The organism is Lichenicola sp. (assembly GCF_965198575.1).
GTDB lineage: Bacteria > Pseudomonadota > Alphaproteobacteria > Acetobacterales > Acetobacteraceae > Lichenicola.
Genome location: NZ_OZ240671.1, coordinates 1,225,860 through 1,250,864, shown reverse-complemented (window position 1 = coordinate 1,250,864; position 25,005 = coordinate 1,225,860). Strand labels below are relative to the sequence as shown.

Genomic DNA, 25,005 nt, shown 5'->3' with positions numbered 1-25,005 from the left:
CACGGACTAAACGGGCTAAAGCTGTCATACAGCTTCGATCCGGTCGGAATTCCTGCATGCTGCAATGCGGCATCGGGAGCGCGGTCCGGATTTGAGAACGCGTAAACGAACCCCGTCGGACTCGACTTCGTACGGGCGACAAAAAAGCCATCGGGAGTTGTCATGTCCAAAGTAGGAACCCGCCTTGTTGCGGCTGTCATTGCCATCGGCTCGTTGTCCGCGGTGTCATCAGCGCAGGCGGCAGACGTTGTCGGGCTCAGCGTTGCGACGCTCGCCAATCCGTTCTTCCAGGGGATGACCCGGGGTGTGCAGGACGGGATCGCCGCACATCCCGATTTGCGCCTGATCAACACCAGCGCGAACGGCGATGCCAACACCCAGACCAACCAGGTCACCGACCTGATCAATCAACATGTCTCGGCCCTGATCCTCAATCCGATCAATGCGAACTCCATCGTGCCGGTCGTCAAGGAAGCCAACCGCAAGGGCATCCCGGTCTTCACCCTGGATCGTGGCGCCGCGTGTGGCGGCTGCCAGGTGAACTTCCTCGAGACCGACAATGAGGCGCTCGGCAAGGAGGGCGCCGATTTCATTGCCGACCAGCTGAAGCAGCGGTACGGCTCGATCAAGGGCAATGTCGTCGATCTCGAGGGCCTGCTCGGCACCACCGCCGGCGACGAGCGGGAGAAGGGTTTCTCCACCGAGTTCGAGGCACTGCAGAAGAACAACCCCGGATTGAAGCTCGTCTCCAAGCAGGCGGCGGACTTCGATGCCGACAAGGCTTTCAACATCACCACGCAGCTGCTCGCAGCGCACAGCGACATCGACGCCATCTTCAACGGCAATGACGACAACGCCGTGGGCGCCGTGCGGGCGATCCGCCAGGCCAACCGGGCCGAGCCGATCGGCAATCCGAAGCACATCATCATCATCAGCATCGACGGCACCGAGCAGGCGCTGAGCGACATCCGAAAGGGCCAGATCGACGGCACCCTGTCGCAGAATCCGGTGACCATGGCCGAGCAATCCGTGAAATATGTCGAAGCCTATTTGCATGGCGGGAAGGCCAGCATCCCGGCGCACCAGTTCTGGCCGCACATGCTGATCACCAAGGCCAATATCGACAGTGCGGACGTCAAGGCGTACGGGCTGTGGGGCGACGAGATGAGCAAGTAGCCGGCCCGCCCGAAATGCCCCGACTGCTCGAAATGCCCCGACTTCTCGAAATGCAGGGCATCAGCAAGGGGTTTCCGGGCGTGAAGGCCTTGTCCGATGTCAGCATCTCGCTCGACCGAGGCGAGGTGCTCGGCATCGTCGGCGAGAATGGGGCCGGGAAATCGACCTTGATGAAAGTCCTGGCGGGTGTGTTTCCGGCGGATGCCGGTGACATGCACCTTGATGGCGAGGCGTTCCAGCCGCGACGGCCGCGCGACTCTCTCGATGCCGGCATCATCGTCATCCACCAGGAGCTGAGCCTGATCCCCGACCGGTCGGTGGCCGAGAACATTTATCTCGGGCACCTGCCGCACGGGAAACTCGGTGGTGTGCGACGGGCGGCGCTGCATCGGAATGCACGCGACCTGCTCGCCCGCGTAGGTCTGAGCATCCCGCCGCAAACCCGGGTGCGGCACCTGGGAATCGCGCAGCAGCAGCTGGTGGAAATCGCCCGCGCGCTGTCACGCAAGGCGCGCGTGATCGTCATGGACGAGCCCACCGCGACACTGACCACCGCCGAGCAGAAGATCCTGTTTGCCACCATCGCGCTACTGCGGCAGTCCGGCGTCGGGCTCGTCTTCATCAGCCATCATCTCGAGGAGGTGTTCGAGGTGTGTGACCGGATCACCGTGCTTCGTGACGGTGCGGCCGTCGAGACGCGTCCTGCATCGGAGTGGAATGAGACCGGCCTGATCCAGGCGATGGTCAACCGGCCGATCGAGGCGCTGTTCCCCGAGCGTCACGCCACGGTCGGCGACGTGTTGCTCGACGTCGAGGCGCTCGGGTCCGAGGGTCGTTTCCAGGATGTCAGTTTTTCCGTCCGTGCCGGCGAGGTGGTCGGTATCGGCGGGTTGATCGGAGCTGGCCGGACCGAGGTGCTCAAGACGATCTATGGCGCGCTGCCGGCAAGCCAGGGCCGCGTTCGCGTGCAGTCGCGCGAGGCGCGGATCCGTTCGCCGCGTGATGCCATTGCTGCCGGCGTGGCCCTGGTGCCGGAGGATCGCAAGGGCGAGGGCCTGGTGATGCCTTTCCCGATCCGCAACAACGTCGCCCTTTCGACGCTGCGCCAGTCATCATGGTTACGCAGCGTCCTGATGCCGCGCCGCATCGACCGCCTTGCGGACCACGCGGTGAAGTCGCTGCGCATCCGCACTCCCGGCATCCGCCAGCCGGTGCAATCGCTGTCCGGCGGCAACCAGCAGAAGGTCGTTCTCGGCCGGGCCCTCACCACCCGTCCGCGCATCTTCCTGCTCGACGAGCCGACGCGCGGCATCGATGTCGGCGCCAAGGTCGAGGTCTATCGCCTCATCAACACACTTGCTGAGCAGGGCGGCGCGGTTCTTGTCGTCTCCTCCGACATGATCGAGCTCCTCGGCATCAGCGACCGCATCCTGGTGATGCGCGCCGGGCGCCTCGCCGGAACCATCCCGAAGCCGGAATTCAGCCAGGAGCGCGTCATGCAACTGGCGGCACTCGGATGATGGATACTCATACACCAGAAGGGCAGGCCATGGCCTCCGTCGAGACATCGGTATCGCCGACACGTCGTTCAGGTTTTTCGGCGATCACCCGTGCCATCAACGAGCTGACGATCGTCGTCGGCTTCGTCGGCATCTCGCTCTATCTGGCGCTGACCACGCCGGCGTTCCTGACCTCGGCCAATCTCTTGTCGATCCTGCTGGCAAGCTCCCTGATCGGCATCGTCGCGGTCGGCGAGACCTTCGTCATCGTCACCGGCGGCATCGATCTTTCGGTGGGCTCCGTCGTCGCGTTCTCCGGCGTCATGGCCGGTCTCGCCCTGAACGCGCATGTTCCGGTACCGCTTGCGGTGCTGGTGGGCCTCGGGATCGGCGCATTATCGGGCGGTTTCATCGCATTCGCGGTGACGACGCTGAACATGAGCCCGTTCATCGTGAGCCTCGCGGTGCTGGCAATGGCGCGAGGCCTCGCATTCATCGTCACCAACGGCAACACGATCTTTTCCTTCCCCGACAGTTTCGACAATATCGGTGGTGGCAATTTCGGGCCATTCCCGGTCGCCGCGATCATCACGCTCGGCGTATTCCTGATTGCCGGCTTGGTGTTGGCCCGGACTGTCTTCGGCGCCGAGATCTATGCCGTCGGCGGCAACCGTGATGCCGCGCGCCTGGCCGGTATTCCTGTCGCCCGCACCCTGGCGATCGTCTATATCATCAGTGGTGCGCTGGCCGGCCTCGGTGGCGTGATCCTTGCCGGCCGCCTCGATAGCGCGCAGCCGATCGCCGCCACCGGACTCGAGTTGAACGCGATCGCCGCGGTGGTGATCGGCGGCGCCTCGCTGTTCGGCGGCAAGGGCAGCATTCTCGGCACCCTGCTCGGCGTGCTCATCATCGGATTGATCAACAACGGACTTACCCTGAAAAACGTGCAGCCGTTCTGGGTCCAGTTCATCCAGGGCGCGGTCATTTTCGGGGCTGTCCTGATCGACAGCCTCAACCAGAAGCGTCGCGGCAGCTGAGGCCGCAATCACCCCTCCCGAAGGAGATATCGCATGAGTGACGAGCAGCTTCCCAGAGGTCGTGGCCGCCTGAAGGGAAAGAGCGCCCTGATCACCGGCGCATCCAGCGGCATCGGCCGCGCCACCGCCCTGATATTCGCCGCCGAAGGGGCCCAGCTCGTCGTGAACGACATCGATGCAGCCGGTCTCGACAGTCTTGTCGACGTCATCAAGGCGGCCGGTGGAGAAGCACGCAGCTTCGTCGGCGACGTGTCCAGCAGCCAGGATGCGAAACTGATGGTGGCCGATGCGGTCACGGCGTTCGGCAAGCTCGACATCCTGGTCGCCAATGCCGGCATCATCCCGGAACTCGACCTGCTGACCGCGACGGGAGAGGATTTCGATCATGTCATGGCGATCGATGGCCGCGGCATGTTCCTGACCTGCAAGTTCGCCGCCGAGGCAATGCTGAAATCCGGCGGCGGCTCGATCGTCTGCCTGTCCTCGATCTCCGGCGAGGCCGGGCAGAAGGGACAGGCCGTGTATGGGCCCGCGAAGTTCGTGGCGTCCGGCATCACCAAGCATCTGGCGATCGAGCTCGCAGCACGGGGCGTCCGCGTCAATGCGGTGGCGCCTGGCACCATCACCACCGCGGGGCTGGCGAAGATGTCCGACGCCTACGTTGCCGACATCAAGACACGACATCCGATGGCGCGGCTCGGCAGCCCGGCTGAGGTGGCCTACGCAATCCTGTTCCTGGCCTCCGACGATGCGTCGTTCATCACCGGCGCAATCCTTCCGGTGGATGGCGGCTACCTGGCCCAGTAGCGACGGGCCGCGTTCCATCAGCGCCCGGGATCGTTCAGCGCCCGGGCGGCAAAGATGCGGGCGAGGTCACCACCTTCCTGCTGCCAGAACGCCTGGTCGGCATGGATGATGCGCTGGCCGGCGTTGGTGATATGCAGATGCACGGCCGCACGTGCGAGGTCGGCATCCCGGGCCCGGATCGCGTCGTAGATCTGCCGGTGCTCGTCGGCCACCGCCGCCGCGAAGTCGCGTCGCCTTGCCTCGTTGGCGCGGGTGACACCGATGGCCGAGCGGATCGGCTCGGCGAACAGGTGCACGAATTGCTGCCAATACGCGTTCGAGGTGGCGGCTCCGATCGCCAGATGGAAATCGAGATCCTGTTGCACACCGCTGCCGCCATCCCGAGTCGACTGGTCGATCGCGAGCAGCGCCACCTCGATCAACCGGCATTGTGCCTCCGTGCGCCGCGCCGCAGCGAGAGCCGCCATTTCGCCTTCGATGGAGCGACGCACTTCGAGAAACCCGAGCAGCCCCTCGACCGACTGCGGCATCGACAGCGTCTCGGCCAGCTGTGCAGCCGCGCGCACCCGTGTCGGCGCACCCTTGCGGGTTTCCAGCATTCCGTCCGAGCGCAGCCGGGCAACAGCCTCCCGCACGACCGTCCGGCTCACCTGAAACTCGGCCGACATGGCCTGCTCGGATGGCAGTTTCGTGCCGACCGCGAGGATGCCGCCCTGGATGCGCTCACGCAGGATCCGCTCCAGCTGGTCGGTCCGGTTCTGCTGCTTCATGAGCGATCCTCGAGAAACCGCTTGCGCCCGATCATCGGCCGCGCTTGCCTGACATACGAGTTTGCGTCCTTTCGAGGCGCGACGGAAAGGTCTTCATCATGCAGATCGCAATCACCGGTGCGGCCGGATTCCTTGGCCGCCGTCTGATCGAGGCGTTGCTGCAACGCGGCCATATCATCGGTCCCGATGGCTCCAACCGTGCCATCGAGAGCATCTGCGCGTTCGACGTCATCGACCCGGAAGGCTACACCGATCCGCGCGTCAGGCCGCTCGCCGGCGACATCACGGATCCGGCGCAGGTGGCACAACTCATCGATGTCGATACCATCAGCGTATTCCATCTTGCTGCCGTCGTGTCGTCGCAGGCGGAAGAGGATTTCGACCTCGGCATGCGTGTCAATATCGACGCCACCCGCATGTTGATGGAACGTGTGCGCGCGGTCGCACCCGGCGCCAGGTTCGTCACCACCAGCTCGGTCGCGGTATTCGGCGGCACGCTCCCCGATACCGTGCCGGACAGCCAGGTGTGGCAGCCGCAGAGCTCCTACGGTACCCAGAAGGCGATCAACGACCTGCTGCTGTCAGACTACAGCCGGCGCGATTTTCTCGACGGCCGCAGCCTGCGCATGCCGACGATCGTGGTGCGTCCCGGGAAGCCCAACCGTGCGGCGTCGAGTTTCGCCAGCGGCATCATCCGGGAGCCGCTTGCCGGCATCGATGCGGTATGTCCGGTCTCACTCGACACCGTGCTGTGGCTGATGTCGCCGGCGCTGGCGATCCGCAATATCCTGCACGGCCACGACCTCGACAAATCCGCACTCGGCGGCCGCAGCGTGATCAACATGCCCGGCCTCTCCGTCACGGTTGCGGACATGCTGCAGGCCTTGCGTCGGTTGGCGGGCGACGTCGTAGCCGATCGCGTCCGGGTTGCCGCCGATCCCGCCATCCAGCGCATCGTCAATTCCTGGCCCGGCAATTTTTCCGCCGACACGGCACGCGGCCTGGGCTTCACCCACGACGCCGACTTCGATGCCGTGGTGCGCGCCTTCATGTCGGAGCAGACTATCCAGACCGGCTGACCACCACAGCAACCGTGAAGAGCACGCTCATGTCCGCCTCCCGCACACAGCAGTTCGTAACGCTCGAGTCGTACGTCCTCTTCGGCACCGAGGAGATCCCCGACCCGGTCATCCAGCTCTCCGCGGGCCCACTCACGGCGACCTTGCAGGACGGCAACCTGCGCCACATCCGCATTGCCGGCCACGAACTGATCCGCGCCATCGCCTGCGTCGTGCGTGACCATGAATGGGGCACCGTCGCCTGCCGGATCAGCGACCTGTCGGTGGAGCAGCAGCCCGAACGCTTCCTCGTGCGCTACCAGGCCGACTGCCGCGAAGGCGAGCAGTCCTACCGTTACCAGGTGCGGATCGAGGGCGGCCCGGACCATGTGGTGTTCAGCATGCAGGGCGAGGCGCTCACCGATTTCAACACCGCGCGCCTGGGCTTCGTGGTGCTGCATCCGATCGCCGGCACCAGCGGCCAGCCGGTCACCGTGCTGCACACCGACGGCACCGAGGAAGCGGCGACCTTCCCGGAGCTGATCGCCCCATACCAGCCGTTCAGCGACATCCGCGCCCTGACCCACGAGCCGCTGCCGGGCGTGGTCGTCACCTGCCGGATGGAGGGCGACGCCTTCGAGATGGAGGACCAGCGCAACTGGACCGACGCCTCGTACAAGACCTACGTCCGCCCGATCGGCCTGCCCTGGCCGTATCTGCTGCGCGCCGGCGAGATCATGCAGCAGAGCGTGGCCCTCACTGTGTCGGGCATTCCTGCGGATGCGTCGTCGGGCGGATCCGGTCGCGTGACCGTCGCCGAGGAACCGGTCCAGGTCACGATCGGCCAGTCATCGGGCCGGTTGCCGGCGCTCGGCCTGCATCTCGAGCCGGACGACGCGCTGTCCTCGGCAGAGCTCGACCAGCTCCGCGCGCTTGGGCCCGAATACCTGCTGGTGCGCCACGACCCGCGCCGGCACGGCGTCGCGAGGCTGGAACTGGCTGCCGGGATCGCCCGTGCGGTCGGCGCCGAGCTGCATCTGGAGGCGGTGCTGCCGGGCCTGGCACTCGAGGCCGAGGCCCGTGCGCTGGCCGACGCATTGCGGCAGGCCGACGCCGCGGTCACCACCATCGTCGCGTTGCCGGCTGCCGACCTCAAGGGCACGCTGCCCGGCAGCACCTGGCCCGATTGCCCGCCGCTGGAGGCGGTCTATGCGGCGGTGCGTGCGGCGCTGCCCCGCGTACGCCTTGCCGGTGGCACGCCCAACTTCTTCACCGAGCTCAACCGCAAGCGGCCGCCGACCGCGCAGCTGGATCTGGTCGCGTTCTCCACCAGCGCCATCGTGCACGCTGCCGACGACATCACCGTCATGGAGAACCTCGCCGCCCTGCCTGCGGTGCTGGCATCCGCGAGCCGCATCGCCGGGGGCCGCCCGCTCTATCTGGGCCCAAGCCATATCGGCGCCCGCGACAACCCGTACGGCGTCGCCGCTGCGCCAAATCCGGACAATGTCCGCAAGGCCATGACCGCCACCGACCCGCGTCAGCGCGGCAATTTCGCGGCAGCCTGGGCGGTCGGCTACCTGGCACGGTGTGCCGGCACCGACATCGCCGCGGTGACGTTATCGGCGCCGGTCGGTCCGTTCGGCGTGCTCCACCGCGACGGCCCGCTCGCGGCGCCGCACGTCCGGCACGGCGACCCGTATCCGATCCATGGCGTGCTGCAGCGCATCGCCGGCGCCGCACGGGCGGAAACCCTCTCGGCGGTCTCGAGCGATCCGGACCGTCTCGCCGCACTGGCCTGGATGACGGCGACCCACACCGAGCTCCTGCTCGCCAACCTGACCTCCAGGAGCCTGTCCGCGGCTTTCGACGGCAGCACGGTCACGCTCGCGCCATACGCGACGCATCACCATTCCGTCAGACGCTCCGGTTCCGCCTGATCGTCGCCTGCTAGCTCAGGCTTCCTTAACTTTCACCGTCGCATGGTCCGCCACCGACCGTGTCCCGATTTCCGGGCGCGGCGGACGCAGGAAGGAGCCGGTGCCGTGTCGACAGCCCCCAGCCGCTCCAGGCCGCAGCGCGTCGCTGTCGAAGTCGGCCTGACCCTGCTCCTGGTCTGCCTGGCGCGGACCAGCCTGGCCGCCTCCTACACCGTCGCGTCCGGTTCGATGCAGCCGTCGCTGCTGATCGGCGACCGCATGCTCGCCGAGCCGTTCGCCTATGGCTACAGCACCGCCACGCTGCCGTTCGGCGACCATCTGCCGCACGGCGTCAGGATCTTCGGCCGCCTGCCGGCGCGTGGCGACATCATCGTGTTCCGCGCCCCGGCCGCTCCCGGCACGAGCTGGGTGAAGCGCGTCATCGGCGTGCCGGGCGATCATGTCAGGATGCAGGCCGGCCGGCTCTGGCTGAACGGTCAGCGCGTCGCCTGGACCAATGGCGGCCTCGTCGATGAGGAACTGGCGGATGGCAGCGGTGCCACTGCCGAGCGCTTCACCGAAATCCTGCCAGGCGGTCAGCCGCACGCGATCCTGAAGCGCGACGCCCACAATCCGCTCGACGACACCCCAGACATCCTGGTTCCGGTCGGCCATCTGTTCGTGCTGGGGGATAATCGCGACGACTCCGCCGATAGCCGGGTGCCGGTCGCGGCCGGTGGCGTCGGACTGCTGCCGATCTGGAACCTGCAGGGTCGGGTCGAGATCGTGCTGGCGTCGCGCGACCTCGCTCCCGGTGCCTCGGGCCCGGCCGCCTGGCTCGCCTCGTTCCGGCCTGGCCGCTTCATGCACGTGACCCGATGAAAGCCCGCCGCCGTGGCCCGCACGGCATTGACCTGAATCCCGCCCGGCCGTTTGCTGGCGCCCGGTAGCGGCTGGGGGCCAGGATCATGGACGTACGTGCGGCGGTGGCGTTCGAGGCCGGCAAGCCACTCGAGATCGAGACGGTGCAGCTCGAGGGCCCACGCGCCGGCGAGGTTCTGGTCGAGATCAAGGCGACCGGCCTGTGCCACACCGACAAATACACCCTGTCCGGCGCCGATCCGGAGGGCCTGTTCCCGGCCATCCTCGGCCATGAGGGTGCGGGCGTGGTGGTCGAGGTCGGGGAGGGCGTCACCACCCTGAAGCCCGGCGACCACGTGATCCCGCTCTACACGCCCGAATGCCGGAATTGCAAAAGCTGCCTCAGCCGCAAGACCAACCTGTGCACGCAGATCCGTGGCACCCAGGGTCGCGGCCTGATGCCGGACGGCACCTCGCGCTTCTCGTTCAAAGGCCAGCCGATCCTGCACTACATGGGCTGCTCGACCTTCGCGAACTACACCGTGCTGCCCGAGATCGCCCTGGCGAAGGTCCGCAGCGACGCGCCGTTCGACAAGATCTGCTATATCGGCTGCGGCGTGACCACCGGCATCGGTGCCGTGATCTTCACCGCCAAGGTCGAGGTCGGTGCCTCGGTCGTCGTGTTCGGCCTTGGCGGCATCGGCCTCAACGTGATCCAGGGTGCCCGCATGGTCGGCGCCGGCCAGATCATCGGCGTCGACATCAACCCCGGCCGCGAGGCGATGGCGCGCCAGTTCGGCATGACCGATTTCGTCAACCCGAAGGACCTCGGACCGGGCGGTGACGTGGTCGGCCACCTGGTCGAGCTGACCGGCGGCGGTGCGGACTACTCGTTCGAGTGCGTCGGCAACCCGACCCTGATGCGCCAGGCGCTGGAGTGCAGCCATCGTGGCTGGGGCGTTTCCACCATCATCGGCGTCGCGGCATCCGGCCAGGAGATCTCCACCCGCCCGTTCCAACTGGTGACCGGCCGCCGCTGGATCGGCTCGGCGTTCGGCGGCGCCCGCGGCCGCACCGACGTGCCGAAGATCGTCGACTGGTACATGGAGGGCCGGATCAGCATCGACCCGCTGATCACCCACCACCTGCCGCTCGAGCAGATCAACGAGGGCTTCGACCTCATGACCCGCGGCGAGAGCATCCGCAGCGTGGTGATGTACTGATGGAAACTCGCTCCACCCACCGGACCGTCGGCGGCACGATCGGCTTCTACACCCACCGATCGGAGGCGCTCGGCGGCCTTGAGGCACGCTTCGGCGTGTTCGTGCCGGACGGCGTGGATGCCGCGGCACCGGGGCCGGCGCTGTATGCCTTGGGCGGCCTGACCTCGACCGAGGAGACCTTCGCCACCAAATCCGGCGCCCTCCGCGCAGCGGCGCAGCATCGCCTGGTCATGGTGTTCCCGGACACCAGCCCGCGCGGCGCCGACATCCCCGGCGAGGACGACGACTGGGATTTCGGCACCGGCGCCGGTTTCTATCTCGACGCGACTCAGCCGCCGTGGAGCCGGAATTACCGCATGGGCAGCTACGTCAACGACGAGTTGCCGGCACTGGTCGAGGCCGAGTTTCCGGTCAGCGCGGGGCGTCGCGGTGTCATCGGCCACTCGATGGGCGGCCACGGAGCACTTACGCTTGCGCTCCGGAACCCTGCCAACTGGCAGTCGGTATCGGCACTGGCGCCGATCTGCCATCCAGCCGATGTGCCATGGGGCCAGAAGGCGTTCCCACGCTACCTCGGCAACGACCCCGCCGCCTGGGCCGCCTATGACGCCACCCTGCTCCTGCGCGCCGGCCACCGCCACCCGACGACGATCCTGATCGACCAGGGCAGCGATGACCAGTACCTGGAGCAGCAGCTCCGTCCGGATAGCTTCGAGCAGGCGGCGATCGCTGGCGGTCAGCCACTACAGCTGCAGAGGCACCCGGGTTACGATCACTCCTACTGGTTCATCCAGAGCGTCATCGACAACCACGTCGAGCACCACGCCCGCATCCTGCACGCGCCCTAGGGGCGTCCATAACCCCAGGAGTTGCGCGGCAACGGCACCAGCGCAATCCGGATGGCGTTCGGCGAGAGATCCGGATGGGCCAGGTTGTCCAGCGGAACCAGCAGGTTGTTTGCTGTCATGAGGTAGTCGGGCACCTGCGCGTCGGGGGCCCGGTGCAGATGGATCGTGACGTAGCTGACGCCGTCCGCGCCGTGCACGACGCGCCGCTGCCACTGGTCGGTCCAGCGCACGTTCCAGCGTGGATCATCGACCAAGCCGGGCTCCTCCGCCCGCGTGATCAGGTGGTAGGTGCCTGACTGCGCGCCGGGCAAGCCATCCAGGATCAGTTCGGTGGAGAGATCGTCGAAGCTGCTGATCGCCGGCTGGTATCCGCGCCAGTCGCCGACCACCGGGCCGGTCGGATCGGCACACCCAGCCAGCAACACCAGAACGAGACCGACACACCACCGCAACACCGGCACCGCTCCTGCAGCCCGGGTCAGGACACCGCCCGGCAGGCAGCTGATCTGGGCAGAGGCAGCGTTCGATCAAGCCTCGCCGAGCAGATGCAGCACGACCTGACGACGATGCGGCCGCCGCCGATGCTCGAACAGGTACAGCCCCTGCCACGTCCCCAGCACCGGCCGGCCGCTTGCCACCGGGATTGTCAGCTGGGTGTTGGTCAGCATGGTGCGCAGATGTGCCGGCATGTCGTCCGGGCCTTCGTCGTCATGCACGTAGCGGCCGGGCGCCTCGGGGGCGATGGTGTCGAAATAGCGTGCTATGTCGGTCAGCACCTCGGGCGAGGCATTCTCCTGCACCGTCAATGACGCAGACGTGTGCGTGCACCACAGCGTCAGCAGCCCGGTCGTGATGCCCTGATCGGCGACCCACGCCAGCACCGGCCGGGTGAAATCCACCAGCCCCTTGCCGCGCGTCTCGATGCTCAGCTCGTGCAACGCCTGTCGCATGACCGCGCCCTCAGGTCAGGAAGCCGACGATCCGCTCGGCCTCGCGCACGATCGGCTCGGCGATGGCCCCGGCCCGCGACGCACCCCGTCGCAGCACCGCATCCAGGTGCGCGGGATCCGCCAGCAGTCGGTTGGCCTCCCCGGCGATCGGCTCGACCGTCGCCACCACCCGCTCGGCCAGCGCCTGCTTGAACGGCCCGAAGCCCTGTCCGCCATGCTCTGCCAGCACCGCCTCGATGCCGGTCCCTGAAAGTGCTGCCATCATCGTCACCAGGTTGCGCGCCTCCGGACGATCGGCGAGCCCGGCGGCCTCGGAGGGCAGGGGCTCCGGATCGGTTTTTGCCCGGCGGATCTTCAGCGCGATGGTTTCGGCGTCGTCGGTCAGGTTGATGCGGCTCTGGTCCGACGCGTCCGACTTGGACATCTTCTTGTTGCCGTCGCGCAGGCTCATCACCCGCGCCGCCTCCGGTGGCACCAGCGCCTCGACCGCGGGGAAGAACTCCACCCCGTAATCATGATTGAATTTCTGCGCGATGTCGTTGGCGAGCTCGAGGTGCTGGCGCTGGTCGTCGCCGACCGGCACCCGCGTCGCGTGATAGGCCAGGATGTCGGCCGCCATCAGGTTCGGATACACGTACAGCCCGGCCGACACCGCCTCGCGATCCTTGCCGGCCTTGTCCTTGAACTGCGTCATGCGGTTCAGCCAGCCGATGCGGGCGACGCAGTTGAAGATCCAGGCGAGCCGCGCATGGGCGCTCACTGCCGACTGGTTGAACAGGATGTGCGTGTCCGCATCGATGCCGGCCGCCAGCAGGATCGCCGCCTGGATCCGGGTCTGCTCGCGCAAGGCGGCCGGATCCTGCCAGGTGGTGATCGCATGCAGGTCGACCAGGCAGTACAGGCACTCGTGCCCCTGCTGCAGCGCCACCCAGTTGCGGATGGCGCCGAGATAATTGCCGATCGTCGGCACGCCGGACGGCTGGATGCCTGAGAAGATGCGTTGCATGCGGGACTTGTCCGGCGGGGCGTCAGGCTGGTCAAGGTGCGGAACGGGAGTGCGGATGCGACGCGGCACACGAGGCCGGCTCGAACTGATCACCGGCCCGATGTTCGCGGGCAAGTCGGCGGCGCTGATCGCCCGGGCGGCGGCGCACGGGTCTTCCGCGCTGGTGATGAAGCCCGCCTTCGACACTCGCGACGGCGCCGCGCTGATCGCCAGCCGCGACCTGACCCAGGCCCACGCACTTGCCGTGTCCGCTTGGCCGGACGCGGCGGCGCGCGCGCATCCGGTGCTGGTGATCGACGAGGTTCAGTTCATGGTCGCCCCGCACTACGCCGGCGACATCGTCACCGACATCGAGGGTGCCGTATCCGGGGGCGCATGCGTCACCATCGGCGGCCTCGACACCGACTATCTGCGCCGCCCGTTCGACACGATCGTCCGGCTATCCGCCAGCGCCGACCGGCACCTGAAGCTCCTGGCCCGCTGCCATGTCTGCGACGCCCCGGCACCCTGGACCGCAAAAAAGAACGACACCGGCCACCTGCTCGAACTCGGCGACGACGATCTCTACGAGGCCCGGTGCGATCGCCACTGGACCCCGCCGTTCTGAACTACAGCGCGCCGCCCTTGCGCCCCACCGCCGCACCCAGCCGGAGCCGCAGCGCGTTCAGCTTGATGAAGCCCTGCGCGTCGACCTGGTCATAGGCGCCCTGGTCGTCCTCGAAGGTCACCACCCGCGTATCGTACAGGCTGTTCGGGCTCTCCCGCCCGGTGACGATCACGTTGCCCTTGTAGAGCTTCAGCCGCACCCGCCCGGTCACGCTCGCCTGGCTGGCGTCGATCAGCGCCTGCAGCATCCGCCGCTCCGGGCTGAACCAGAAGCCGTTATAGATCAGCGACGCGTAACGCGGCATCAGGCTGTCCTTGAGGTGGCCCGCCTCCCGGTCCAGCGTGATGGTTTCCATGTTGCGATGCGCCGCCAGCAGGATCGTGCCGCCCGGCGTCTCGTACACGCCGCGCGACTTCATCCCCACGAACCGGTTCTCCACCAGGTCCAGCCGCCCGATGCCGTTCGCGCGCCCGAGCTCGTTCAGCTTCGTCAGCAGCGCTGCCGGCCCGAGCGTCTCGCCATTCACCGCCACCGCATCGCCATGTGCGAAGTCGATGCTGATTTCGGTGGCCACATCCGGTGCCGCCTCCGGGCTGATCGTGCGCTGATAGACGCTCTCGTCCGGCGCCACCGCAGGGTCCTCGAGGATCTTTCCCTCCGATGAGGAGTGCAGCAGGTTCGCGTCGACCGAGAACGGCGCCTCGCCCCGCTTGTCGCGGCTGATCGGGATCTGGTGCTCCTCGGCAAACGCCAGCAGCTTGGTGCGGCTGATCAGGTCCCACTCCCGCCAGGGCGCGATCACCTTCACGTCCGGCTTCAGCGCGTAATAGCTGAGCTCGAACCGGACCTGGTCGTTGCCCTTGCCGGTCGCCCCGTGCGCCACCGCGTCGGCGCCGACCATCTCGGCGATCTCGATCTGCCGCTGCGCGATCAGCGGCCGGGCGATCGAGGTGCCGAGCAGGTACTGCCCCTCGTACAGCGTGTTGGCGCGGAACATCGGGAACACGAAGTCGCGCACGAACGTGTCGCGCATGTCCTCGACGAAGATCTCCTTCACGCCGAACATCTCGGCCTTGCGACGCGCCGGCTCGAGCTCCTCGCCCTGGCCGAGGTCGGCGGTGAACGTCACCACCTCGCAGCCGTAAGTCTGCTGCAGCCAGCGCAGGATGACGCTGGTATCGAGGCCACCCGAATAGGCCAGCACGACCTTCTTGACGTCCTTGATGGCCATGCTCGTTCTCCAACGCTGGTCTGACGAGGCCACTCCGGCCTGCAATCCTGGGGCATGCGATGCCCTAGCATGCGGACAAGGAAACGTCAGCGTGCCCCGATGCAACCCGGGGCCCGACCCCCGCTTGTGCATGCTCGCATCTCCGGGGGGAGGGCTCGCACGTGCGGGATCAGGTAGTCGCGTCGAAGCGGGTTGCAGCAATCCCAGTCCGCGACGAGGAGGACAGGATCGCCGACTGCCTCATAGCGCTCGACGCTCAGCGCGGGCCACGCCTGGATCACGTGGTCCTGCTGCTCAATAACTGCACGGACGCGACTGCCGACCTCGCACGATCGCTTGCGCCCCGGCTCTCGTTCGGACTGACCTGCGCCGAGCGTCACTATCCGCAGTCCGAGGCGCATGCGGGTAATGCCCGCCGCGAGGCGATGCGACTGGCCGCCGAGATCGCCGGCGCCGACGGGATCCTGTTCACCACCGACGCCGATGGCCGTGTCGATCCGGACTGGCTGGCAACGAACCTCGCCGCCCTGGCAGCCGGCGCCGACGTGGTGTGCGGCCGGGCTCTGATCGATCCGGTCGAGGCGATGGCCATCCCGTCGCATCTGCATGACGACGATGCCGAGGAGGTCGCCTATGCAACCCAGCTCGACCGGATCCACGACCTTGTCGATCCGGACCCGCACGATCCTTGGCCGCGTCACACGGAGCATTCCGGCGCCAGCATAGCGGTCACCGTCGATGCGTGGGCTCGCGCCGGAGGTGTGCCGGCCTTGTCGTCCGGCGAGGATCGCGGCTTCCTGGCAGCGCTGCGCCGGGTCGACGTGCCGATCCGCCATGCACCCGAGGTGAAGGTCGTGGTGTCCGGGCGCACATCCGGACGGGCTCCGGGCGGCATGGCCGAGACGATGGCGCGCCGGATGATCTGCCAGGACGAGATGCTGGACGACAATCTCGAGCTCCCCGCGGATTGCCTGCGCCGGGCCACCGCGCGCGCCGGACTGCGCACGTTGTTCGACCTGCACCGGGCGACGGCCGGGAGCCATTCCCACACGATGCCGGTATCGTCCTGCACCACGCTGGCACGACTGGTCGGCCTGCCACCCGACCTGATCGTCCGTTGGCTCGATCAGCCGTTCTTCGGCGCGGCCTGGAGCCGGCTCGAAGCTGAAAGCCCGAACCTGGTGCGACGCCAGGTTCCGCGTGGCGCGATCGCCCGTCATCGTGCGGAGGCCGAGGCGATCATCGGGTCGCTGCTGCTCGCCCGGCCAAACGGTGTCCATTCCGCCCTGCAGCCAGCCGCCCCTGGACGCGTCGTCTCCAACGGCCAGCGGGTCAGCAGCCGCGATGCTGTCGTGCTGTCATGACGACGCCTGGATGATCACGCCGGCCCAGCCGAGGCCCCGGTAGGTTTCGTAGCCGGGCGTCAGGTGGAACGCCGTGACGGTTCCGTCGGGATCGTGCCTGGCGCCTCCCCGCGCACCGCCGGTATCCAGAACGATGCGCTCGGTAAACTCGCCGCTCCCGTCCGACGCGACCAGGACCCGGCCCACTCCATCGACCAGCAGCACGCGTGAACGACGCGCTTCATCCGGCGACAGCCGAACCCCATCGATCACCGCCCGGGCCTGCGGCTGCCAGTCGAAATGTACCGCCAGCACACCGAGCGTCCGACCTTCCGGCCGCCCGTCAATACGGATCGCAGCGGCGTACGTCGCCACCGGAGCCCTGTCCAGCGCGGCACACGGCATCACTTCTGCCACCGCGTAATCGTCGCCGGAGATCGACGCCCTGGCCTGCCGGAACCAGCTCTCGGACGATACGTCGAGCCCCTTCGCCGCGGGATAGCGACCGGATCGACCATTCGCGACCACGCGGCCATCCGCGGTGCAGATCCACAGATCGAGATACACGGTGTAGGCCGACAGGATGACGCCAAGGCGCCGCTCCGCCTCCGCCAGGTGCGCCGGCGCCAGGTCCAGTGCCGCGACGACAGCGGCATCGGTCGCCCACCAGCGCACGTCGCAGGTCCGCTCATAAAGATTGCGGTCGATGATCTCGATGGCGTTCAGGCAGAGATCCACCAGATGCTGGCCGCGGACATCCTTCACCATGCGATCGCCTACGGCGCGCAACTCGTCGAGCGCGGTCCGCAGCTCGGTCTCCATGTCGCTCGCCAGCGCGTCGATCTCGGCGCTGATCGCCTTCACCTCGCCTGCCACGACTGCAAAGCCTCGCCCGGATTCGCCCGCCCGCGCGGCCTCGATGGTCGCATTCAAAGCCAGCATGCGGGTCCGCTGGGTGATGCGCTGGATCGCGTGCGCCTTGTCGGCGGCGATCGTTGCCGCCCGTCCGGCAAGCTCGACAACGCGCTCCGGGGTATCACCGGCGGCGGGTTCGGCAGTCTGGTTCCTGGGATCTCTCAACACCTGCGCAATCTACCCGGCAGGTCGTTTACGCATCATGAACGACCTGCGGTCAGCGGCTCAGCCGCTCCAGCCGGTATGTGTCGCGTCGCAATGCCAGTCCGACCACAAATCCGGCCGTCTCGCAGGCTGCCACGAACAACCCGGCTGCCTGATCACCGGTGCAGGGCGTGTCGGTCTCTCCGGTCCAGTTCACCACCAGGATCATGCCGTCGTCGCTCACCGCCTGGAGCACGCGCGCTGCCAGACGCCCGATATCCTCCGGCGACAGGAAATACAGCAGCTCCGATACCAGGATCAGGTCGCACGACTCGGGCGGCATCTCCGGAAACCCGTCCGGCAGCTGAGCCCGCTCGAACCGCACATGCCCAAGTCCGGCACATCGCGCGCGCGCCAGCACGAGTGCTGCCTCGGCGATGTCGATCCCGAGCAGTCGATCGCACCGCCCGGCCAGCGCCTGGCTCATCACCCCGATCGAACAGCCGAGCTCCAGCACGGACCGGAAATGCCGCCCCTCCAAAGCTGCCAGCGTCTCGGCGTATTTGGCGCGCTCGTAGTCGCTGGTTTCGAAGCCCCAGGGGTCGGGGTTGCCGGCATACAGCCGCTCGAACACCTCGCCGGACCAGCTCGTCCCGGTCATGGCCGGAGGAACACCTCGTAGGGCGACGCAAACACCTCCAGCAGCCGGTCCGGCAACCGGAAGCCGGCGGGATCGTCGGTGATCAGCTCGCCGTACTGGCTCTCATGCATCTCGATCGCGATCGCCTTGCGGGAGAGATACGGCGTCACGTCGAACCGCCAGCCGACAGGGGGCGGCGTGTCCAGCTCGGTGTCCGGGGCGATCAGCCAGCCCCAGACCGGATAGGCAAGCAATGCGCGACGATCCTGCCTGGAGAGCGCCAGCCCCATTTTCCAGACGGACTCGTGATCGCAATGCGGGTCATGCGACCACGGTGCGAGGATCGTGTCGCAGCGATGCTCGGCGGCCAGGCAGCGCAACGTCTCGACGGCGAACTCGAACTCCGGGCCCTCGTGCGGACTGCGCGTGTCGGGCAGCCGCAGGAACGCCAGCCGGCCCGGCGGCAGTCCGAGATGCCGGGTCGCCGCCTCCGCCTCTGCCTCGCGCTTTGCCCGCAAGCGACCGGCCGGCCAGGTCGGCGACCCGGGATGCGACCCGGCGCCATCGGTGACGATCACCACCAGAGGCGGCCGCCCGGCGGCGCAACTGGCCGCGATCAGGCCTCCACAGCCGAGGCTTTCGTCATCGGCATGCGGGGCCAGGATCATTGCGGTACCCGGGACGATCTCGTCCAGCATCCCGACCGGAAGCGTGCGGAACATCGCCTGGGCATCGCCGGCCTTCATGCTCGAGCTTTCATGCTGCGATCTCCGGATCCGGCAGGTCGCGCGAGGTGAACCAGATCGCGGCCTCCACCAGCGTCTCGTCGGGAGCCGGCTGGCGCAGGTAGGTCGCGAGGTCGCGCATCGCCCGCTCCGCTGCGTTGGTCTGCAGGAAACCCTGCAATCCGAGCCCGCGCTGCACCAGCTCGATCACCTTCAATCCGGCCTGTTCGCAGGCAATGCGCGCCAGGTTGACCGTGCCGGCAACGTCCCCCGCCTCGAACGCGCCGCCCTCCGCCAGCAGTGCCGCGCGGCGTGCCCAGAACGCGGCCGTCTCGCGCGCGATCAATGCTTCTCCGATACGCACGGCCTGGTGCGGGTTGGACGCGCGGCCGCGGCCATCCAGTTGTGCCCGCAAGAGGTCCACGAGCCGGTCGATCCCGCCGAGTGCCACGGCGATCCCCCGCCAGGCGCCGGCCGAGAACTCCGGTTGGCGCAGATAGTCCCCGGGCGCCCCGATGAGCTGCTCCGGCGAGACCGCAAGCCCCTCGAAGCTGCACCGCCCGGTCACCGCACCACGCATGCCGCATAATCCGCCGATGGTCGGGCTGGCATTCCGGTCCGGCCCGAGCTTCGCCACCACCAGTCGCGGCGGTCCCACGTCCGGTTGCGCGGTGATCAGCGGCCTGGTGAGGGTGCAGGCGCCGGATGCGAACAGCTTCTCGCCGCTCAGACGGAAGCCTTCCGCGGTCTCGAAGAGCCGCACCGGGTCCGCGCCCTCGGTCACCCAGATGCCGAAGACGTGCCCATCGCGGACGTCTGCGGCAGCCGCGGCGACCTGCGTGTCCGTGCCGTAGCGGACGATCAGCTTCAGCGCGTTGACGTGGCCTTCATACAGCCGGCCGAGCGACAGGTTGCCACGCCCGATCGTGCGCAGCAGCAACAGCATTCCCAGCGCGCCATCGGGTTCGCTGCCCAGACCCTGTCCACCGTGACGGCGTGGCAGCGGCGCCACCAAGGCATCCGCCTGCCGCAGCACCTCGAAACCCTGCTCCGGGAAGCCGCCATCCCGGTCCAGCCGCCCAGCCTCCGCGTCGAGCGCGTGCAGCTGTGCCGCGACCAGCTCAGTCGGACGAATGGTCGCCGCTGCGTCGGGCAAGGCCGCGCGTCAGCCCTTGCCAGGCGGCGGCCGCGAGCCCGACCAGTCGGCGCCGGGCGTGTCGTTGCCGGTGCTGCGGGTCGGGTTGGCGTTCTCGTCGCCGCTCTGCACCTCGGGGCGGGCGTCGGAGAGGTCCGACTTGCCCGCCTTCGTCGCGTCTCCCTTGGGTGCGCCGTGGGTGCCACCCGGGTCGATCCCCTCGACCGGCACGTTGCCGGTTGTCTGTCCCGATGAAGCGGTCATGGCGCATTCCCTGTTCGGTGCCGTCGTCAGGCCTGACGCGCCTCGGGGCTGCAGGGTTGCGTCGGGCGCTACAACCGGGCGAGGGCCGGGTAGAGCGCCCGGTAGCGCGCGAGCCTGCCTTCGTAGATCGCTGCCATCGCCGGATCGGGATGGAACGTCTCGACCCGTTCCGGCGGCGTGCAGACCAGAGCCGGATCCTCGCCGGTATCGGCCAGGCGCGCCAGACGGGCGGCCCCGAACGCACCGCCGGTCTCGCCCGCCGCCAGCCGGTGCAGGGTCAGCCCCAGCACCGAGGCCAGGATCTGGATCCAGGCGCCGGACCGCGAGCCGCCGCCGATCACGTCCGCCTCGGTGATCGCGCTGCCGGAGCCGGTCAGCGCATCCAGGCAGTCGCGCATCGAGAACGCGACACCCTCCAGCACCGCCCGGGTCATCGCCGGCCGGCCGCTATCGTGCGACAGGTTGGCGAAGCAGCCCCGCACCGCGCCGTCATTGTGCGGGGTCCGCTCGCCCGACAGGTACGGCAGGAACACCACCCCGTCCTCGGCATGGCCGGAGGCAGGCTCCGGCGGCAGTTCGGCCAGCAGCGATGCCTCGTCATGGCCGGTCACCGACGCCCACCAGGCCAGCGACGCAGCCGCCGATAGCGTGACCCCCATCTGGTGCCAGACGCCGGGCAGGGCGTGGCAGAACGCGTGCACGGCAGCGTCCGGGTTCGGCAGGAAGCGATCGGTGGTGACCCACAGCACCCCCGACGTCCCGAGCGACACGAAAGCGCTTCCCGGCCGGATTGCACCCAGCCCGACCGCGCCCGCAGCGTTGTCGCCGGCACCGCCCGCCAGGATGGGCGCTTGCGTCATGCCCCAGCGCGCCGCCAGCTCCGGCCGGATCGTGCCCGCCCGCGCGCTGCCCTCGACCAGCCGCGGCATCGCCGCCCGCGTGAGCCCGGTGGCCGCCAGTGCCGCGTCCGACCACTCGCGCTTGCCGACATCGAGCCACAGCGTACCGGACGCATCCGACATCTCCTCGACCATGTCGCCGGTCAGCCGGTAGCCGATCCAGGCCTTCGGCAGCAGCACCGTCGCGATGCGCGCGAACAGCTCCGGCTCGTGACGGCGCACCCACAGCAGCTTCGGCGCCGTGAACCCCGGCATCGCCAGGTTGCCGGTGACCGCATGCAGTTCCGGGAACGCCGCTTCCAGCTCGACGCACTCGGCCGTGCTGCGCGTGTCGTTCCACAGGATTGCCGGACGCAGCAAGGCACCCGACGCATCGAGCAGCACCGCGCCATGCATCTGCCCGGACAGCCCGATCGCCCGCGTCGCTGCCAGCTCTGCCGGGTGCGCGGCCGCGATCCGGTCCACCGCCGTCAGCATTGCCTGCCACCAGGCCTCCGGGTCCTGCTCGCTATGGCCGGGCGCTGGACGCTGCACGTCGAGTGACACCGAGGCGTCCGCCAGCACGCGCTGCTGCCCGTCGACGAGCAGGGCCTTCACCGATGAGGTGCCGAAATCGATACCGAGATACATGCTTGCTCTACTTCAGGCTGGTCGGGTCAGAAGGCCGGTTGGGTCAGAACGATTGCGTGGCGGCAGCGTGTTCCAGCGTGCGTGCCGCGCCGACCTCGTACAGGCTGGCGAGCCAATGCCCGGTGGTGCGGATCAGCGTCGCATCCTCGCCGAGCGTGCCGAACAGCTGGGTGATGCCCAGGATCGGCCGCGGATCGGCGCCGCCCTCGATCGCCTTCTCCCGCAGCACGGCGGCCAGCGGGTGCCTGATCTCGATCGGCCGGCCCTGCTCGTCCTCGCCGCGGATGCGCCGCATCCAGGCCGCCAGCGCCAACGCCAGCAGCTCGATGCGGCCACCACTGGCCAGCCTGTCGCGGATCGGGTCGACCAGCACGTTGAGCGGCGCGTCGGTATTGACCCGCTCGACGGTGTCCTTGATGCCCGGGTTGGCGAAGCGCTCGACCAGCGTCTGCTTGTAGGCGTCGAGGTCGATGCCGGGCACCGGGGCCAGCGTCGGCTCGGTCTCGCGGTCCATCAGGGCGGCCATGTAGCGCTGCATCAACGGGTTGGCGAGCGCCTCGTCGATCGTGGTGTCGGCGTTCCCGGCCAGCCGACCGAGGCCTGCGACCGCCAGGTGGCTGCCGTTCAGCAGCCGCAGCTTCATGAACTCATACGGCGTCACATCCTCGACGAACTGCGCCCCGACTTCCTCCCAGGCCGGCCGACCTTGCGGGAAGCGGTCCTCGATCACCCACTGGGTGAAGCCCTCGCAGAACACCGGCCAGGCATCCGCCAGGTTGTAGCGGGTGGCCAGGTACTCGATATCGGCCGGCCGGGTGACCGGGGTGATGCGGTCGACCATGGTGTTCGGGAAGCTCGCATGCTCCCCGATCCACTCGGCGAGCCCGGGGTCACGGAGGCCGGCAAAGCTCAGCACCGCCTCGCGCAGCACGTTGCCGTTATGCTGGATGTTGTCGCAGGTCATCGCCGTGAACGCCGGCGCACCCGCCGCCCGACGCCGCCGATACGCCTCGACGATGATCCCGGGCGCGCTGTGCGGATGCTCGGGATCGGCGAGGTCGGCGACGATCTGCGGATGCTCCGGATCGAGCCGCTTGGTCGAGCGGTTGAGGCAGTAGCCGTGCTCGGTCACCGTCAGGCTGACGATGCGGATGGCCGGGTCGTCGATCGCCGCCAGCAGCGCGTCGCTGTCCTCGGCGGTGAACATCACCTTGACGATCGAGCCGATCACCCGCGCCGTTTCGGTGTCCGCGGTGCGCTCGACCAGCGTGTAGAGCGCGTCCTGCGGCCCCAGGCTGTCGGCCATCCGGCGATCGCCCGGCAGCAGCCCGGCGCCGGCGATGCCCCACTCCGCCTGGTCGGCGCGCTTGCGGATCAGCTCGTCGGTGTAGCGGGCCATGTGCGCGCGGTGGAAGTTGCCGAGCCCGAGATGCACGATCCCAGCGGTCACGCTGGCCGGATCGAACGAGGGGATGTGGATGTCGGCGGCCAGGCTGTGCAGCGTGGTCCGGTTCAGCTGGGTGGCGCTCATGATCCGCGCGGTCCTCTTGTCTTGGAACGATTGGCCCCAGCATGAGCCCGCACGCGCCCCGCGGCTAGGGTGCCCGACGCGGTGCCGCGGCTCGCACCGAATGCCGTGATCCGCACGACGATGGTGCCCGGCCCCCATCATGGCGAACCATGACCGCCCCCCGGTCGGGGAAGATCTGGGTGACGGTCAGTGAGCTTCTGCGGCCAGGCGTGCGCCCGGGCCGGGGAGGGTCGGGCTCGCATCAGCCTGGTCGGCTCGGTCCCGGAGCAGCAGGCGCGAACCGACTTCCACGATCGATCGGATCGCGGGCAGCAGATCCTGTCCGAGCACTGTCAGCTCGTACTCAACCGTCGGCGGCGAGGTCGGCATGACACGACGCCCGATGACGCCCCGCTCCTCGAGATCGCGCAACCTGCTGGTCAGCACTTTCGCCGAGATCCCCGGGATATCGCGGCGCACCTCCGAAAAGCGGCGCGGCCCGTTGCTGAGGGACCAGAGCGCCTCGGGCGTCCACAATCCGCTCAGGAGCGACATGCATTTCGACATGGGACAGCCCGGCAGAGCCTTCACCTTCGATCGCAGTTTCAGGACCATCGCACCCCTCGATCAGTGGTTTCCAATCGGTTACCGCAAACTGCCGGTAACCGACAGATATGAGGTGTTCCGCAGCAACGTTCATGGATACGTGAAGGCTCTCGTCTCCAGTCAACAACCAGATGGATACATCATGCCAGGAACAGCAGCAGCCCTGAACGGGACGATCCAACCGATGCGCGTCCGACATGGATGGGTTCAGGCCGTAACCGCCGGCCTCATTGCCGGGATCGCCACCGGTTTCATCGTTCTCGTCCCGGTGCTCGTTCTGCAAGAGGCAAGGGGGATCGGCGTCGTTCCGGAAATGCAGCTGGCCGCCGCGAGCCTGATGGGCCTCGCCGCCTATGCCGGGATGACCGGCCTGATCCTGGGAACCGTGCTGCACTTCTTCGTCTCCATCGTCACGGCAGTCGCCTACGCGCTCGTTGCATGGCGTGTCCCGCTCGTACGCCGCTGGGCGTGGATCGACGGACCGATACTCGGGCTCATCGTGTTCTTTTTCATGGGTCTTGTCGTGCTGCCGCATACCGCGTTCGCCACGCCCGCATCGGTGTCGCCGATTCCGTTCGTGGGCGGTCTGCTGATCCACATGTTCGGGTTCGGGCTGCCGATCGCCTTGATCGTTCAGCGCCTGTGGGCACGATCGGAAAATCCTGAGGCCTGACCTGCGGCTGATGGAAGCGGCGAAGTTTCGGCCCTCCGGTCGCGGCTTCCGGACGCTCAGTCGGAACAAGCCTGGTGGTCGCCACGCAGCAGCAGCTTTCCGCTGCGCGTAGGATCGATCATGACGTCGAGCGGATCGATCGACCGCTCCGGTCGCCGAGCGCGCCGAAATTTCGCGCCATCCGGTCGAGAGTGGCGTCCGCCCCGTCCACGTCTCCGCGCACCCGTGCGATCGCCATGTCGCACACACCGATCTTGCAGGTGTCCATCACGGACGTGCTGCCGCGGGAGGCCTCTGCCAGACGGGTCTGGATTGCCTGCACGGCAGGCTCGTCACCATGTTCGATGGCGTCGAAGGTGCCGTGGCCATCGCGCACCGAGAGAGAGCTCGCCCCGTCGGGACCCCGGTGCACCAGCCCGGCATCGAACGCCATGGGTGCGGAAGCGCTCGCTCCGACAGGCGCTGCCACCGCTAGCGCCACCGAGAGCGCGGCGAACAGGCCGAGGCTACGCATCCGATGCGAGATCAT

General features: G+C 68.0%; 25 protein-coding genes and 1 pseudogene. 12 read left to right on the top strand and 14 right to left on the bottom strand.

The genetic code is table 11. The features are described 5' to 3' along the window. Nucleotides 1-162 precede the first annotated feature (162 nt). Genes ACOEQ2_RS05910 through ACOEQ2_RS05895 form a run of 4 tightly spaced genes read left to right on the top strand, consistent with a single transcriptional unit; the run spans nt 163 to nt 4,519 of the window. Nucleotides 163-1,176: a sugar ABC transporter substrate-binding protein gene (locus tag ACOEQ2_RS05910; RefSeq protein WP_419730451.1), complete on the top strand. Its 1,014-nt coding sequence runs from the start codon at nt 163-165 to the stop codon at nt 1,174-1,176. 32 nt (nt 1,177-1,208) lie between these two features. After that, entirely contained in the window at nt 1,209-2,696 is a 1,488-nt protein-coding gene (locus ACOEQ2_RS05905) for a sugar ABC transporter ATP-binding protein (protein WP_419730450.1), read from the top strand. Between the two features lie 29 nt (nt 2,697-2,725). Then, nucleotides 2,726-3,712, top strand: a complete 987-nt coding sequence (locus tag ACOEQ2_RS05900; RefSeq protein ID WP_419730449.1) for an ABC transporter permease — start codon at nt 2,726-2,728, stop codon at nt 3,710-3,712. A 33-nt stretch (nt 3,713-3,745) separates the two neighbouring features. Beyond that, entirely contained in the window at nt 3,746-4,519 is a 774-nt protein-coding gene (locus ACOEQ2_RS05895) for an SDR family NAD(P)-dependent oxidoreductase (protein ID WP_419730448.1), read from the top strand. A gap of 17 nt (nt 4,520-4,536) precedes the next feature. On the opposite strand, the gene ACOEQ2_RS05890 is transcribed toward ACOEQ2_RS05895, so the two are convergent. Then, the gene (locus ACOEQ2_RS05890; RefSeq protein WP_419730447.1) at nt 4,537-5,289 is read right to left on the bottom strand and encodes a FadR/GntR family transcriptional regulator; all 753 of its coding nucleotides are present in this window, start codon (nt 5,287-5,289) and stop codon (nt 4,537-4,539) included. A gap of 98 nt (nt 5,290-5,387) precedes the next feature. Here ACOEQ2_RS05890 and denD point away from each other — a divergent pair, with 98 nt between their 5' ends. The 5 genes from denD to fghA all read left to right on the top strand — a co-directional run bounded on the left by denD (nt 5,388) and on the right by fghA (nt 11,198). Continuing rightward, nucleotides 5,388-6,368, top strand: a complete 981-nt coding sequence (denD, locus tag ACOEQ2_RS05885) for a D-erythronate dehydrogenase (RefSeq protein ID WP_419730446.1) — start codon at nt 5,388-5,390, stop codon at nt 6,366-6,368. A gap of 29 nt (nt 6,369-6,397) precedes the next feature. Continuing rightward, nucleotides 6,398-8,287, top strand: coding sequence for a hypothetical protein (locus tag ACOEQ2_RS05880; RefSeq protein ID WP_419730445.1), 1,890 nt, complete (start codon nt 6,398-6,400; stop codon nt 8,285-8,287). Between the two features lie 105 nt (nt 8,288-8,392). After that, a complete protein-coding gene (gene lepB / locus ACOEQ2_RS05875; RefSeq protein ID WP_419730444.1) occupies nt 8,393-9,148 on the top strand; it encodes a signal peptidase I in 756 nt (251 codons plus the stop codon). Between the two features lie 86 nt (nt 9,149-9,234). Then, nucleotides 9,235-10,350 (top strand): S-(hydroxymethyl)glutathione dehydrogenase/class III alcohol dehydrogenase, encoded by a 1,116-nt coding sequence (locus tag ACOEQ2_RS05870; RefSeq protein ID WP_419730443.1) that lies wholly within the window; start codon nt 9,235-9,237, stop codon nt 10,348-10,350. Next, the gene (fghA, locus tag ACOEQ2_RS05865; protein ID WP_419730442.1) at nt 10,350-11,198 is read left to right on the top strand and encodes an S-formylglutathione hydrolase; all 849 of its coding nucleotides are present in this window, start codon (nt 10,350-10,352) and stop codon (nt 11,196-11,198) included. Before ACOEQ2_RS05870 ends, fghA begins: the two co-directional genes overlap by 1 nt. On the opposite strand, the gene ACOEQ2_RS05860 is transcribed toward fghA, so the two are convergent. The 3 genes from ACOEQ2_RS05860 to trpS form a co-directional block, all read right to left on the bottom strand. Next, entirely contained in the window at nt 11,195-11,653 is a 459-nt protein-coding gene (locus tag ACOEQ2_RS05860) for a hypothetical protein (RefSeq protein WP_419730441.1), read from the bottom strand. The two genes, fghA and ACOEQ2_RS05860, sit on opposite strands and share 4 nt — an antisense overlap. A 72-nt stretch (nt 11,654-11,725) precedes the next feature. After that, nucleotides 11,726-12,148: a secondary thiamine-phosphate synthase enzyme YjbQ gene (locus ACOEQ2_RS05855; RefSeq protein ID WP_419730440.1), complete on the bottom strand. Its 423-nt coding sequence runs from the start codon at nt 12,146-12,148 to the stop codon at nt 11,726-11,728. A 10-nt stretch (nt 12,149-12,158) separates the two neighbouring features. Then, nucleotides 12,159-13,154, bottom strand: a complete 996-nt coding sequence (gene trpS / locus ACOEQ2_RS05850; protein WP_419730439.1) for a tryptophan--tRNA ligase — start codon at nt 13,152-13,154, stop codon at nt 12,159-12,161. 55 nt (nt 13,155-13,209) lie between these two features. Here trpS and ACOEQ2_RS05845 point away from each other — a divergent pair, with 55 nt between their 5' ends. After that, the gene (locus tag ACOEQ2_RS05845; protein ID WP_419731149.1) at nt 13,210-13,761 is read left to right on the top strand and encodes a thymidine kinase; all 552 of its coding nucleotides are present in this window, start codon (nt 13,210-13,212) and stop codon (nt 13,759-13,761) included. A gap of 1 nt (nt 13,762) precedes the next feature. Here the strand turns inward: ACOEQ2_RS05845 and ACOEQ2_RS05840 are convergent, their stop codons facing one another. Then, on the bottom strand, nt 13,763-14,992 hold the full coding sequence (locus ACOEQ2_RS05840; protein ID WP_419730438.1) for an argininosuccinate synthase: 1,230 nt from the start codon (nt 14,990-14,992) through the stop codon (nt 13,763-13,765). A gap of 161 nt (nt 14,993-15,153) precedes the next feature. Between ACOEQ2_RS05840 and ACOEQ2_RS05835 the strand changes: the two genes are divergently transcribed. Next, the gene (locus ACOEQ2_RS05835; protein ID WP_419730437.1) at nt 15,154-16,356 is read left to right on the top strand and encodes a glycosyltransferase; all 1,203 of its coding nucleotides are present in this window, start codon (nt 15,154-15,156) and stop codon (nt 16,354-16,356) included. A gap of 839 nt (nt 16,357-17,195) precedes the next feature. On the opposite strand, the pseudogene ACOEQ2_RS05830 reads toward ACOEQ2_RS05835, so the two are convergent. The 8 genes and pseudogenes from ACOEQ2_RS05830 to ACOEQ2_RS05795 form a co-directional block, all read right to left on the bottom strand. Continuing rightward, nucleotides 17,196-17,283: pseudogene (locus ACOEQ2_RS05830) on the bottom strand (methyl-accepting chemotaxis protein); the annotation flags it as partial. Between the two features lie 184 nt (nt 17,284-17,467). Then, the gene (locus ACOEQ2_RS05825) at nt 17,468-18,055 is read right to left on the bottom strand and encodes a class I SAM-dependent DNA methyltransferase (RefSeq protein ID WP_419730436.1); all 588 of its coding nucleotides are present in this window, start codon (nt 18,053-18,055) and stop codon (nt 17,468-17,470) included. Next, nucleotides 18,052-18,780 (bottom strand): PIG-L deacetylase family protein, encoded by a 729-nt coding sequence (locus tag ACOEQ2_RS05820; protein ID WP_419730435.1) that lies wholly within the window; start codon nt 18,778-18,780, stop codon nt 18,052-18,054. The genes ACOEQ2_RS05825 and ACOEQ2_RS05820 overlap by 4 nt, the downstream gene beginning before the upstream one ends. A gap of 10 nt (nt 18,781-18,790) precedes the next feature. After that, nucleotides 18,791-19,915, bottom strand: coding sequence for an acyl-CoA dehydrogenase family protein (locus ACOEQ2_RS05815; RefSeq protein WP_419730434.1), 1,125 nt, complete (start codon nt 19,913-19,915; stop codon nt 18,791-18,793). A gap of 9 nt (nt 19,916-19,924) precedes the next feature. Next, nucleotides 19,925-20,158 carry a hypothetical protein gene (locus ACOEQ2_RS05810; RefSeq protein WP_419730433.1) on the bottom strand — a complete coding sequence of 78 codons (234 nt, stop codon included), beginning with the start codon at nt 20,156-20,158 and terminating at the stop codon, nt 19,925-19,927. Between the two features lie 68 nt (nt 20,159-20,226). Beyond that, entirely contained in the window at nt 20,227-21,687 is a 1,461-nt protein-coding gene (gene xylB / locus ACOEQ2_RS05805; RefSeq protein ID WP_419730432.1) for a xylulokinase, read from the bottom strand. A gap of 43 nt (nt 21,688-21,730) precedes the next feature. After that, entirely contained in the window at nt 21,731-23,218 is a 1,488-nt protein-coding gene (locus ACOEQ2_RS05800) for a mannitol dehydrogenase family protein (protein WP_419730431.1), read from the bottom strand. A 186-nt stretch (nt 23,219-23,404) separates the two neighbouring features. Continuing rightward, nucleotides 23,405-23,752, bottom strand: coding sequence for a winged helix-turn-helix transcriptional regulator (locus tag ACOEQ2_RS05795; protein WP_419730430.1), 348 nt, complete (start codon nt 23,750-23,752; stop codon nt 23,405-23,407). Between ACOEQ2_RS05795 and ACOEQ2_RS05790 the strand changes: the two genes are divergently transcribed. Then, entirely contained in the window at nt 23,751-24,476 is a 726-nt protein-coding gene (locus tag ACOEQ2_RS05790) for a hypothetical protein (protein WP_419730429.1), read from the top strand. The genes ACOEQ2_RS05795 and ACOEQ2_RS05790 overlap by 2 nt on opposite strands. Nucleotides 24,477-24,594: 118 nt before the next feature. Here ACOEQ2_RS05790 and ACOEQ2_RS05785 read toward each other — a convergent pair whose 3' ends face one another. Further along, entirely contained in the window at nt 24,595-24,990 is a 396-nt protein-coding gene (locus ACOEQ2_RS05785) for a hypothetical protein (RefSeq protein ID WP_419730428.1), read from the bottom strand. Nucleotides 24,991-25,005: the final 15 nt, after the last annotated feature.